Genomic DNA, 12,711 nt, shown 5'->3' on the forward strand with positions numbered 1-12,711 from the left:
CATCGGAGGCGGCCACGGTGCCGCCAACGTGACCCAAGCCACATCTCTGGAACCGGGTCACTTACAAGTTATGAACTCCAAGCTCTGCTGAACGGGTTACCGCCGTCAAGTCCTTGACAGAAATCGTTGGCGGTTCGGGGGATGCCTGCGGGACATGCGTTCGACATGTCTAGTCCACTGGTGAGCAGGCCGGGAGGGGGGCGGGCGGCCCCGGTGAGGCGGGTGCGGCCAGGTCGTCGCCGGTCACACCGCGCGGCGGAGCCGCCCCTGAGGGCGGCTCCTGTTCTTTCGGGACGCAAACGGTCCGTCTACTTCAACGCGCCCGCCGTGAGCCCCGCCACCACCTGGCGCTGGAAGACGATGTACGCGGCCAGCACCGGCAGCATCGCCATCACCAGGCCGGCGAAGAGTCCCGACCAGTCGCCCTTGTAGCCCTGGCTGACCGCCAGCTGGACCAGGCCCTGGGTGAGGACGTGCTTGTCCGGATCCGTGTTGAGGACCGTGGGGAGCATGTACTGGTTCCACTGCCCGAGGAAGTTGAAGATCCCGACGCTGATCAGGCCGGGCTTCGCCATCGGCAACATGATCTGGAAGAACGTGCGGCTGTGCGAGGCGCCGTCGACGAAGGCGGCCTCGGCCACCGAGGTGGGCAGGGTGCGGAAGAACGCCGTGAGGAAGAAGACCGTGAACGGCAGCGAGTACGCGATGTAGACCAGGATCAGGCCGTGGATCGTGTTCAGCAGACCCATGTTGTTGACGACGTAGAACAGCGGGACCAGGGCGAGCATGATCGGGAAGCTCATGCCGCCGATGAACAGGTAGTAGATGAAGCGGTTGCCGGGGAAGTCGAAACGGGCCAGGACGTAGGCCGCCATCGAGCCGAGCACCAGCGTCCCGATCAGTGAACCGCCCACCACCAGGATGGTGTTCAGGAAGTAGTCGCTCATGTTGGCCTGGGTCCAGGCCCGCGACCAGTTGTCGAAGTGGAGCGTGTCCGGCAGCGCCCAGGGCGAGCTGAAGATGGACCTGTCGTCCTTGAAGGAGGTCATCACCGCCCACACCAGCGGCATGACCACCATGATCGCCCACAGGACCAGGACGCCGTGGGAGAAGACGTTGAGGATCCCGCCCTCGCGCCGCCCCCGGGACGGCTCCGGCGCGGCGGCGGCGGTCTTCGCCACCGGCGCGTCGGGGCCGGTCGGCATCGGGGCGTCGGTCTCGGTCGTCGTCATCGCTTCAGTACTCCAGCCGCTCGCGACGGCCCAGCCGCATCACGACCGCCGCGAAGGCGAGCGTGACGACCAGCAGGGCGACGCCGATGGTGGTGGCGTAGGCGGCCTGACCGTCCCGGAACGCCTTCTGGTACACGTACAGGACCATCACGGTCGTCGAGTAGTCGGGCCCGCCCGGTCCCGTCGTCATGATCTGTACGACTGCGAACGACTCGGCGCCGAGCGCGAGGATGCCCATGTAGACCCAGCCGGACTGCACCGTGTCCCACAGCAGCGGCAGGGTCAGTCGGAAGAAGGTCGTCGCGCGGCCGGCCCCGTCGAGCAGCGCGGCCTCGTAGAGATCGGTCGGGATGGACGCCATGCCGGCCGAGAAGAGGACCACGAAGAAACCGACCGTGGACCACACCAGGACGGCCATCACGCACCACAGCGCGAGGCTCGGATCCCCGAGCCACAGCGGCTGGATACTGTCCAGACCGATTCCGCGCAGGAACGAGTTGATCGCTCCGCTGTCCGGGTTGTAGGCGAAGGCGAACAGCAGCGAGACGATCGCGATCGACAGCACCTGCGGGAAGAAATAGACGATCTTGTAGAAGGAGGAGCCCCGTACGCCGGTGACGACGGGACCGCCCCTCCTTCTGCGGCCGCCCACATTGATCATGAAGGCGAAGAACAGCGCCAGGCTGATCGTCACCAGCGGCAGCACGACCGCGAACATCAAGCTGTGCTGCAAGGACTTCCAGAAGATGTCGTCGTGGAACATCCTCTTGTAATTGTCCAGGCCGACCATCTTGAAATCGGGGCTCAGGCCGGTCCAGTCCGTGAACGAGTAGTAGATGGACTGGATGAACGGCCAGACCACGAAGAGCGCGTACAGTCCCAGGGGCAACGCCAGAAACCCCACAATGAACCGGTACTTGCCGTGCTGCATCGCCACTCCGGTGCCGTGAGGTGGGTATTACTGGTGCTTGTAGTGCTTGATCGTGGTGTCCTTGGCCGCTTCGTCGGCGTATCCCTGGATCTTCTTGATGGCCTCCGCCGGGGTCAGCCGGCCGGCCATCATCTCGCCGAGACCGGCCACGCCGATCTTCTCCTTCTGGAGCTGCACGTACCAGTCCTGGAGCCGCGGGTTGACCACGTTCGAGCCGGCCAGTTTCAGGGCGGCGACGCCGGAGGTGAGGCCCGGGGTGAGGGTGATGCCGTCGGTGCCGCCGTTGTAGGCGGTCAGGGACTTCACCTTGGACGTGAAGTTCTTGGAGGAGGCCTCGCTGAGCATGATGCGCAGCTGCTCCATGCCGCCCTCGGCGTTCGCCGCCTTGGCCGGGACGATGAACGGTTCGCCGCCTGAGGCCCAGATGGTGCCGAACGGCATCTTGTCGTTCTTGTCGATGCCGGTGGGCGCGGAGACGGCGAGGTTGAAGTCGGAGGGGATGACGTTCGCCGACTCGTTCTCCACCCAGGAGCCGTTCGGGATGAACAGGGCCTTGCCCTGCGCCCAGGCGGTCTGCGACTGGATGTGGTCCAGGCCCGGGGTGCCCTTGAGGATGTAGCCCTTCTTGTAGAGCTCGTAGTAGGCCTCGAAGCACGCCTTGACGGCGGGGTGCTTCCAGGCGTTCGGCTCCAGGTTGTCGATGGCGTTCAGGACCTCGACGCCGCCGACCTTGCCGATCATCGGGTACAGCGAGAAGGGGATGTAGTACGGGTACTTGCCGGCGTAGGTCCAGCCGGCGATGCCCTTCTTCTTGGCCTTCTCGCAGACGGCGAGCATCTGGTCCCAGGTCTGCGGGTACTCCGCGTCGAGCGAGTCCAGGGCCTTCTGCGAGTACCAGACGCCGTACACCGTGTAGGCGTAGTACATGATCCAGACGGGGTCGCCGTCGAACTGGCCCATCTCCACGATGCCGGGGCGCAGCGTGTCGCGGACCTTCTTGTTCGGGTCGTCGTACGACGGCGCGTCGAGCAGCGGCGTGAGGTCGGCCAGCTGCTTCTTGCCGACCAGCACGCCCATGTCCATCTGCTCGGCGCCGGAGTTGTCGATGAGGTCCGGCGGGGTGCCCTGGTTGAAGCGGGGCTGCAGAGTGGACTGGATCTTCTGGGTGGCCGAGAACTTGACCTTGGCCTTCGGAAAGTCCTTCTGGTAGACCTTCACCGCGTCCTCGGCGTACTCCTTGCCGAAACCGCCGTCGAAGAGGACGAATTCCATCTGGGCGGTGTCGTTGACGCCGAGCGGGTTCTTGGCCGTCTTCTTGCCGGCCTTGTCCTTGGACTGGCCGCCTCCGCCACTGCTGGCACAGGCGGAGAGAAATCCGACGGTGGGAACCGAGATCAGGCCGAGTGCGGCCGACCGCTTGATCAGATCGCGGCGGCCGACGCCTTCGGAACCATGACTGGCTGCGGATGTGGATCCCATGCTCAAGTCCTCGCCCTCTCCAGGACTCAGGCGGTGAACCGGATCCTCCCCGGCACCGCGGTCGGGTCGTGCTGGGCCGTGCAGGAAGTCACTCAGGAAGTGCCGACAGGTATAGTCCACTTCCCGCCAGCGGGGCAAGATCGAATGCAAGGTTCGCCAAGGGTCTTTTCCTAGTTGAGACCTGTCGGAAATCTGAGCGAGCCGTGTACGGCTTGCCGGAAAAAGAGCCGACATAGACCCCTGAATGCCGCAGCCAACACCCTTGACATCACGGACCACTTGACCACCTACTGGTTCCTGCGCCACGCATCTGACAACGTTGTCTCTTGTGGCAGGGAGGGTACCCGTCGTGATGCAGCGGAGAACGCAGCGAAGAACAGGACACCGATCCGGTACGGCGGTCGTGATCACGGCCGCCGTAGTCATGACTCTGGGCTCCCAGGGGGCCGCGGTCGCCCTGCCGGCCAAGGCACCGGCGGCCGCGACGCAGTTCGCGTCCTCGTTCGAGTCCGGCGATCCGTCACCTGACTGGACCGACACCGTCGACACGGACCCCGCCGGCGCTCCGCGCGCCTTGGGTGTCGACGGCGGCTACAGCACCGGCATCCCCGGCAACGTCACCGACCACGTGACAGACCTTCGGGCCAGCGGCGAGAACACCGGCGCGGGCGAGGTGAAGGAGAACCTCGTCGACGGCGAGCCGGGCACCAAGTGGCTCACCTTCGAGCGGACCGGCTGGGCGGAGTTCGACTTCGACAAGCCGATCAAGCTGGTGACGTACGCCGTCACCTCGGCGAACGACTACGCCGAACGCGATCCCGCCGACTGGACCCTGCAGGGCTCGGCGGACGGCAAGGACTGGAAGACCGTCGACACGCGTACGGGTGAGACCTTCACCGAGCGGTTCCAGACCCGGACCTACGACCTCGCGGAACCCGCCGAGTACCAGCACTTCCGGCTCGACGTCACGAAGAACAACGGCGCCCCGGACATCCTCCAGATCGCCGACGTGCAGTTCTCCACCGGCGGCAGCGGCGGCCCGGTGCCCCAGGACATGCTCTCGCTGGTCGACAAGGGCCCGAGCGGCTCGCCCACCGCGAAGGCCGGCGCCGGCTTCACCGGCACCCACGCGCTGCGGTACGCGGGCCGGCACACCGCGAGCGGGCGGGCGTACTCGTACAACAAGGTCTTCGACGTGAACGTGAAGGTCCGGCGCGACACGCGGCTCGCCTACCGGATCTTCCCCTCGATGGCCGACGGCGACCTCGACTACGACGCCACCAACGTGGCCGTGGACCTCGCCTTCACCGACGGCACCTACCTGAGCGGCCTCGGGGCGGTGGACAGCCACGGCTTCGCCCTGTCGCCGCGTGGCCAGGGCGCGGCCAAGGGCCTGTACGTCAACCAGTGGAACGACGTCTCCTCGGTGATCGGTTCGGTCGCGGCCGGCAAGACCGTGGACCGGATCCTGGTGGGCTACGACTCGCCGGCCGGACCGGCCAGGTTCCGGGGCTGGATCGACGACGTGAACATCGCGCCGGCCGCGCCCGAGAAGCCGAAGGCGCACCTGTCCGACTACGCGCTGACCACTCGCGGCACCAACTCCAGCGGCAGCTTCTCGCGCGGCAACAACTTCCCCGCCACGGCCCTGCCGCACGGCTTCAACTTCTGGACGCCGGTGACCAACGCGTCCTCGGAGAGCTGGCTGTACGAGTACGCGCGCGCCAACAACGCGGACAACCTGCCGACGATCCAGGCGTTCAGCGCCAGTCACGAGCCGAGCCCCTGGATGGGCGACCGGCAGACCTTCCAGATGATGCCGTCCGCCGCCGCCGGGACCCCGGACACCGGACGGGAGGCGCGCGAGCTGGCCTTCCGGCACGAGAACGAGACCGCGCGGCCCTACTACTACGGGGTGCGGTTCCAGAACGGACTCAAGGCCGAGATAACGCCGACCGACCACGCGGCGGCGCTGCGCTTCACCTACCCGGGCGACGACGCGAGCGTGATCTTCGACAACGTCACCGAGCAGGCCGGTCTGACCCTCGACAAGGAGCACGGGGTCGTCACCGGCTACTCGGACGTCAAGTCCGGCCTGTCGACCGGCGCCACCCGGCTGTTCGTCTACGGCGTCTTCGACAAGCCGGTGACGGGCGGTGACTCCGCCGGGGTCAAGGGCTACCTGCGCTTCGACGCGGGCTCCGACCACGCCGTCACCCTGCGCCTGGCCACCTCGCTGATCGGCGTCGACCAGGCGAAGGACAACCTGGCCCGGGAGATCCCGGACGGCACCTCCTTCGACACGGTGAAGGCACGGGCCCAGAAGGTGTGGGACCGGCTGCTCGGCAAGGTCGAGGTGGAGGGTGCCACGGCCGACCAGCTGACCACGCTGTACTCCAGCATGTACCGGCTGTACCTGTACCCCAACTCCGGCTTCGAGAAGGTCGGTTCCACGTACCAGTACGCCTCCCCGTTCTCGCCGATGACCAGCCAGGACACCCCGACGCACACCGGCGCGAAGATCGTGGACGGCAAGGTGTACGTCAACAACGGTTTCTGGGACACCTACCGCACGACCTGGCCGGCGTACTCGCTGCTGACGCCCTCTCAGGCGGGCGAGATGGTCGACGGGTTCGTCCAGCAGTACAAGGACGGCGGCTGGACCTCGCGCTGGTCCTCCCCCGGCTACGCCGACCTGATGACCGGCACCTCCTCGGACGTGGCGTTCGCGGACGCCTACGTCAAGGGCGTGCACTTCGACGCGAAGGCGGCCTACGAGGCGGCCCTGAAGAACGCCACGGTCGTGCCGCCCTCCTCCGGGGTGGGCCGCAAGGGCATGTCGACCTCCCCCTTCCTCGGCTACACCAGCGACGACACCCGCGAGGGTCTGTCCTGGGCGATGGAGGGATACGTCAACGACTACGGCATCGCCGAGATGGGCAAGGCGCTGTACGAGAAGACCGGCGAGAAGCGCTACAAGGAGGAGTCGGACTACTTCCTGAACCGCGCCCAGGACTACGTGGACCTCTTCGACTCCAAGGCCGGCTTCTTCCAGGGCAAGGACGCCCAGGGCACGTGGCGGGTGGACTCGTCCGCGTACGACCCGCGGGTGTGGGGCTACGACTACACCGAGACCAACGGCTGGGGCTACGCCTTCACGGCACCGCAGGACAGCCGGGGCCTGGCCAACCTGTACGGCGGCCGGTCCGGACTCGCGGACAAGCTGGACGAGTACTTCGCGACCCCCGAGACGGCGTCCACCGACTTCGTCGGCTCCTACGGCGGGGTCATCCACGAGATGACCGAGGCCCGGGACGTCCGGATGGGCATGTACGGCCACTCCAACCAGGTCGCCCACCACGTCATCTACATGTACGACGCGGCCGGCGAGCCCTGGAAGGCCCAGGCGTACGCCCGCGAGGCGGTCTCCCGGCTCTACCTCGGCAGCGAGATCGGCCAGGGCTACCACGGCGACGAGGACAACGGCGAGCAGTCGGCCTGGTACCTCTTCTCCGCCCTCGGCTTCTACCCGCTGGTGATGGGCAGCGGCGACTACTCGATCGGCTCCCCGCTGTTCAAGAAGGCCACCGTCCACCTGGAGAACGGCCGGGACCTGGTCGTCCGGGCGCCGCAGAACAGCGCGGCCAACGTCTACGTGCAGGGCGTGCGGGTCAACGGCCGCATCTGGACGTCGACCTCGCTGCCCCACTCGCTGGTCTCCAGGGGCGGGGTCGTCGACTTCACGATGGGGTCCAAGCCGTCGACCTGGGGCACCGGCAAGAACGCGGGCCCGGCCTCGATCACCAAGGACGACAAGGTCCCGGCCCCACGCGCGGACGTCCTGAAGGGCGACGGCTCCCTGTTCGACAACACCTCGGCCACGCAGCAGTCGGTGACCTCGGTGGACCTGCCGGTGACCGGGCCGGTGAAGGGGATCCAGTACACGCTGACCTCTCCGGCGGACCACACCCGGGCCCCGACGGGCTGGACCCTTGAGGCGTCCTCGGACGGCACCCACTGGCGCACCGTGGACCGGCGCTCCGGCGAGACCTTCGCCTGGAACCTGCAGACCAGGGCGTTCACGGTCCGCACGCCGGGGACGTACGCGCACTACCGGCTCGTCCTGGACGGCGCGCCGACGCTGGCGGAGGTGGAACTGCTGGCCTGAGCCGACGCACGCGAACGGGGGCGGACCCGGACGGGTCCGCCCCCGTTCGCGTGCCCCGTCCCTCTCAGCCGGTGGCGAGGGTGAAGACGTGCAGGTCGGCGTCGTCGGGGAGCCGGACGCTCCTGATGCGCCTGCCCGCCGGCGCCTCGACGGGTTCGGTCGCGAAGACGTAGGTGGCCACGGGGTCCTTGTCGGCGCCGGCGACGTTGCGGTACGCGGTCCGCGCCACGGTCGTGTTCCCGTACCGGACGGTGCCGCCTCCGCCGCCGACGGTCCAGTCGGTGAGGCCGAGGTCGACCGTGCCGGTGCTGCCGTCGGTGTAGGTGAGGGTGGCCGGGGCCGACCGGTCGCCGTTGGTGGCGCTGCCCAGGAAGGACAGCCTGGCGGCGGGGGTGGCGAGGTCGATGGTCTGGCCGGCGCCCGTCGCGTTGTCGGGGCGGCCCGCGGGTGCGTCGGGCCAGGTGTAGGCGAGGCCGCCGACGGCGCCCCGGGCGCCCGCGGTGAGACCGGCCGCCGCGAGGGCCTGGCGGGAGTAGCTCCAGCCGCCGCCGTCGAAGTCGCCCTCGTCGTGGTCGCCCGCGTCGTCCGACACGCCGGTGTTGTCGTAGGCGGCGAGCAGGGAGCCCGGCGCGGCGACGGTCAGGGCGACCGGCTGGACGTAGGAACGGCCGGCGGAGGTCACCGTGACCTGGACGTCGTAGTAGCCCTGCGGGGTGCCGGCGGTGGTGGCCAGCGTGATCGGTTGTGCGCCGCCGGTCACCGTGCCCTCGGCCGGGGTCGCCTCGACGCCGTCCGGGGTCCGCACCCGGAACCGCACCTCGGGACCGGTGCCGCCGGTCAGGGACAGGGCGCGGACGGCGATCCGGGTGCTGTCACCGGGGGCGAGGGTCGCGGCGGTCGGACCGACGCCGATCTGGTACGGCTGCTCGCCCCGGCGGAACGACGGCGGCGGCGAGGAGGCACCCCAGGCCCGGTTCGGGGTGGCGGCCAGGGTGTAGTCGAGGCGGCCGCCGTCCCGGACGAAGGAGCTGTCGAGCCAGGGGCGGTCGCTGGTTCGGCCGTCGACCTTCAGGGACTGGACGTAGGGGGCGCCGGCGGCCGCACCGCGGGCGTGGACGGAGATGTCGTTGCCGTCCGGGCGGTCGATCTCCACCCGCTCGAACAGCGGTGAGGCCAGCACGAGTTCGGCGCGGGAGGGCACCTGCGGGTACATGCCGAGCGCCGAGAAGACGTACCAGGCCGACATCGCGCCCAGGTCGTCGTTGCCCGGGATGCCGCCGGGACCGGTGGACCAGAGCGTGGTCATGGCCGCGCGGACGGTCTCCTGGGCCTTGTACGGGGCGCCCGCGTAGTCGTACAGGTAGGGCACGTTGATCGAGGGCTCGTTGTCCAGCTCGGCCTTGTCGCCGCCGCCGCCGGTGAGGGCCCAGCTGCCGTCGTCGTGGTGGAAGAAGGCGTCCAGCCGGGCCAGCGTCCGGTCCGTACCGCCCATCGCGGCGAACAGCCCCGCCGGGTTGTGCTGGACCATCCAGGTGTACTGGGCGGCCGTGCCCTCCACGAACCCGTTGCCGGTGTCCGGGGTGAAGCCGGTGACCCAGCTGCCGTCCGCCTTGCGGTTGGCGACGTACCCGCCGCCGGGGTCGGCGGCTACGTCGAAGTTGTTCTGCCACCACTGGGACCGGTCGGCGAAGACGGCCGCCGTGTTCTTCTCCCCCGCCGCCAGGGCGAGTTGGGAGAGGGAGAAGTCGGCCGTGGACATCTCCAGGGTCTCCGCGGCGCCGCCCCAGGCGTTGGAGACGGACGGCATGTAGTGCTTGTCCAGGTACTTGTCGAGCGAGGGGCGCTGGCCGACCGACAGCACCGGCTTGCCCGCCGCCGACAGGTCCTGCGCGGTCGGTTCGGTCGCGGCCTTCACCAGGGACCGCAGCGCGCCCTTCAGGTCGAAGTCGGTGCCGCCGAAGGCGCGGATGCCGGCGAGGGCGGTGGGCGAGGGGTCGCCGTTCATCACGTGGGTGCCGCTCGCGCCATGCAGCCAGCGGTCCCAGACACCGCCGTTCTGCCCGGCGAGCGCGTAGAGCGACTGGGCGATGTCGGAGCCGGTGCGGGGGTCCAGCAGGGTCAGGAGCTGGACCTGGTCGCGGTAGACGTCCCAGCCGGAGAAGGTGCCGTACTGAGCCCGGTGGCCGCGTCCGACGCCGTGCACCTCGCCGTCGCCGCCCCGGTAGCGGCCGTCCGCGTCGCTGATGACGTTCGGGTGCAGGAGCGCGTGGTAGAGGGCGGTGTAGAAGGTGGTGCGGTCGGCGTCCGTGCCGCCTCCGACGCGGATCGCGCCGAGGCGGTCGCGCCAGGCGCGGCGGGCCGCGTCCCGGACGGCGTCGAAGGAGCGCCGCGGCGGGTTCTCCGCCCGCAGGTTCGCCTCGGCGGCCGACCGGCTGACGTACGAGATGCCCACCTTGACGCCGACCGGGCCGGTGCCGGCCGCGAACTCGACGTAGCCGCCCGCTCCCTTGCCCGCGACCGGACGTCCGCCCGTTGTGAAGCCGCCGGTGCCGCCGGAGGCGGTCGTGGACCCCGGGCTGAGCCGGTCGTCGCGCCAGGTGCCGGCGCCGGTGAAGGCGCGGTCGAAGCGCGCGGTGAAGTACAGCGTGTAGTAGGACCGTTGGCCCTCCGGGTCGAGGTAGCCGCAGAAGTTCCCGGAGGTGACCGAGCCGGAGACGGTCCGGGTGGCCGGGTCGATGGTGACCGCCGAATCGGCCGAGCCGACCTCGGAGTTGGCGGTGCGGATCAGCAACGAGGCGGGCTTGCCGGCCGGGTAGGTGAACCGGGCCGAGCCGGTGCGGGCGGTCGCGGTGAGGTCGGCGGTGACTCCCGAGGCCAGACCGACCTCGTAGTGGCCCGGTTCGGCCCGCTCGTCGGCGTGGCTGAAGTCCGAGGCGTAGACGGCGTCCCTGGTGTCGCTCGCCGGGGACGAGGTGACGGCGCCGGCGTAGGGGAAGAAGGGGATGTCGCCGCTGCCGCCGGCGCAGCCGGTGCCGGACATGTGGGTGAGGCTGAAGCCCCGGATGCGGGTCGCGTCGTACTGGTAGCCGCCGGGCGCCGCGGTTCTGGTCGCGTCGCCCCTGGTGTTCTCCGGGCTCCAGGAGAGCATGCCGAAGGGCGCGACGGCGCCGGGGAAGGTGTCGCCGCCGTTCTTGGTGCCGATCAGCGGATCCACGTACGCGGTGGGGTCCTTGACCAGTTCGGGCTGCGGGCCGGGAGGTCCGCTCGCGCTCGCCGCGAGGGCGGGGGTGGCGCCGCCGGCCGTGAGCAGCGCGGCCAGCAGCAGGGACATGGGACGGAAACGCATGACGCGGCCCCTCCTCCTTCGGACGGGTCGCGCACCACAGGTCGCACAAGCCGCAGGGACAGTAGCGTGCGCCACGCGTAGCACGGAAGACCGCGTGCCCTCCGGCAGGCGCCGCGCCGATTCACCCGCGCGGGCTACCCGAAGTGGGTTGACATCGTTGTCGGTTGGGGCGGTAAAGTCAGGTAAAGACATCAGACAACGTTGTCGTGCTCCATGGCGTCGACACAAGCCGAACAGCACAGCACGCGAGTGGCGGTTCGCGCCACTTCCCCCGGGCAGGCACCCCACCCCCTCCCTGCCCGGCTCGCGGACCCGGTGCGCAACCGACACCGGGTCCGCCCAGAGCGGTTGCCGACGGTCCGGCGGGGCGGGGCGGTTCGCGGTGCGTCCGCCGCCTCCCCGGCCGCGGGCCGCCGTCCCGGCCTCGTCCCAGCCGCCTCACGACGGCCCAGTTCAGCGCCCCGCGGCCGTCCCGCCGTCCCAGGGCTCCCGGAACTCCTTGGCATATGCACGGCCCCGCGGACAGCCTGCTGCCGCCGGGCCGGAGCCGACACCTCCCGCCGGGCACCCGACCGAACACCCGCTTGGACATACGGGAGGACCCATGAAGAAGCGCGCCATCGCGGCCGTCGTCGCCGGCCTGGCTGCCGCGGCCCTCGGGCTCACGCCGGGCACGGCCAGTGCCGCGGACAACGACGTGCTCAGCGCCAGCACCACCGGCGCCTCCGCCTCGCTCACCGTCGACTGGACGGGCTCGGAATCGTTCACCCTGCGCAACGTGAAGCTCAGCGACACCTCCTGTGACGCGCACCCGGTGTTCTTCCACGTCTCCGTGCCGGGCTTCCAGTTCCCGAACCACTTCAACAGCGCCGGCTGCGGCACCACGACCACCTGGGGCAGCATGCCGGGCAGCCTGACCGGCGGCATCCACAGCCTCTGGCTGACGGTCTGCCGGGACACCACCTTCGACAACTGCAGCACGTCGGCCACCTCGATCAACCCCTACGACTGATCCCCCGCGCGGGTGCCGGAGCCCATCGCGGCGCCGGCGCCCGCACGTTCACGACCGCCCCCGGGCGCGCGGCAGGACCGCGCGCCCGGCGGGCGCGTCCGCGTGTCCGGACGCCGGGCCCTCCCGGCGGGCCGTGGCGGGCGGCGCGCGGCGGAGAGGTGGGGCGGTGGGGCGGTGGAGGGTGAACTCCGTGCGGCCCGGGACGCTGTGCGCCTCGGCACGGCCGGCCGTGGGCGGTGGCGATCGCCGCGACGCCGGCGAGACCGAGACCCGCACCGCCGCCCAGGGACCCGGTGCGGGTGCGGGAGGGGTCGGCCCGGGTGCAGGGTTCGAAGACGGCCGGCAGGAACTCCGGCGGGACACCGAATCCGTCGTCGCGGACGCGGACCACGCGGCCCGCGGCGGTGGCACCGACCCCGGCGGTCACCGTCGCCCCCGGGGGGTGTGCGTCCGCTCGTCGGCGAGCGGGTCGGCCACCGCCCGGCGCGGCCGGCCCGGTCGCCCAGGACCAGCACCGGTGCGTCCGGGGCGAGTTCGAGCCGC

Annotated in this window: 6 protein-coding genes and 1 pseudogene; 2 read left to right on the plus strand and 5 right to left on the minus strand. The window is 70.0% G+C overall.

The window, feature by feature from the left end; genetic code table 11:
• Positions 1-308: 308 nt before the first annotated feature.
• From ACIRQ9_RS23380 to ngcE, 3 genes are read right to left on the minus strand one after another with little or no spacing between them, the layout of a single operon-like run.
• The gene (locus tag ACIRQ9_RS23380; protein WP_404176632.1) at positions 309-1,232 is read right to left on the minus strand and encodes a carbohydrate ABC transporter permease; all 924 of its coding nucleotides are present in this window, start codon (positions 1,230-1,232) and stop codon (positions 309-311) included.
• 4 nt (positions 1,233-1,236) lie between these two features.
• Positions 1,237-2,163, minus strand: coding sequence for a carbohydrate ABC transporter permease (locus ACIRQ9_RS23385; protein WP_404176635.1), 927 nt, complete (start codon positions 2,161-2,163; stop codon positions 1,237-1,239).
• Positions 2,164-2,190: 27 nt separating this feature from the next.
• The gene (ngcE, locus tag ACIRQ9_RS23390; RefSeq protein ID WP_404176638.1) at positions 2,191-3,642 is read right to left on the minus strand and encodes an N-acetylglucosamine/diacetylchitobiose ABC transporter substrate-binding protein; all 1,452 of its coding nucleotides are present in this window, start codon (positions 3,640-3,642) and stop codon (positions 2,191-2,193) included.
• 424 nt (positions 3,643-4,066) lie between these two features.
• Between ngcE and ACIRQ9_RS23395 the strand changes: the two genes are divergently transcribed.
• Positions 4,067-7,810 (plus strand): GH92 family glycosyl hydrolase, encoded by a 3,744-nt coding sequence (locus ACIRQ9_RS23395; protein WP_404176642.1) that lies wholly within the window; start codon positions 4,067-4,069, stop codon positions 7,808-7,810.
• A gap of 64 nt (positions 7,811-7,874) precedes the next feature.
• Here ACIRQ9_RS23395 and ACIRQ9_RS23400 read toward each other — a convergent pair whose 3' ends face one another.
• The gene (locus tag ACIRQ9_RS23400) at positions 7,875-11,156 is read right to left on the minus strand and encodes a GH92 family glycosyl hydrolase (protein ID WP_404176645.1); all 3,282 of its coding nucleotides are present in this window, start codon (positions 11,154-11,156) and stop codon (positions 7,875-7,877) included.
• Between the two features lie 604 nt (positions 11,157-11,760).
• Here ACIRQ9_RS23400 and ACIRQ9_RS23405 point away from each other — a divergent pair.
• On the plus strand, positions 11,761-12,168 hold the full coding sequence (locus tag ACIRQ9_RS23405; protein ID WP_404176649.1) for a hypothetical protein: 408 nt from the start codon (positions 11,761-11,763) through the stop codon (positions 12,166-12,168).
• On the opposite strand, the pseudogene ACIRQ9_RS23410 reads toward ACIRQ9_RS23405, so the two are convergent.
• A pseudogene (locus ACIRQ9_RS23410) lies at positions 12,152-12,598 on the minus strand (ATP-binding protein); the annotation flags it as partial. The gene ACIRQ9_RS23405 and the pseudogene ACIRQ9_RS23410 overlap by 17 nt on opposite strands.
• Between the last annotated feature and the right edge of the window lie 113 nt (positions 12,599-12,711).

It is taken from the genome of Streptomyces sp. NPDC101237, from assembly GCF_044767465.1.
Lineage (GTDB): Bacteria > Actinomycetota > Actinomycetes > Streptomycetales > Streptomycetaceae > Streptomyces > Streptomyces gramineus.

Bases quoted from the DNA above. Each gene is read 5' to 3' on its own strand.
- ACIRQ9_RS23380 (WP_404176632.1), bottom strand. From the start codon at position 1,232: ATGACGACGACCGAGACCGACGCCCCGATGCCGACCGGCCCCGACGCG.
- ACIRQ9_RS23385 (WP_404176635.1), bottom strand. From the start codon at position 2,163: ATGCAGCACGGCAAGTACCGGTTCATTGTGGGGTTTCTGGCGTTGCCC.
- ngcE (WP_404176638.1), bottom strand. From the start codon at position 3,642: ATGGGATCCACATCCGCAGCCAGTCATGGTTCCGAAGGCGTCGGCCGC.
- ACIRQ9_RS23395 (WP_404176642.1), top strand. From the start codon at position 4,067: ATGACTCTGGGCTCCCAGGGGGCCGCGGTCGCCCTGCCGGCCAAGGCA.
- ACIRQ9_RS23400 (WP_404176645.1), bottom strand. From the start codon at position 11,156: ATGCGTTTCCGTCCCATGTCCCTGCTGCTGGCCGCGCTGCTCACGGCC.
- ACIRQ9_RS23405 (WP_404176649.1), top strand. From the start codon at position 11,761: ATGAAGAAGCGCGCCATCGCGGCCGTCGTCGCCGGCCTGGCTGCCGCG.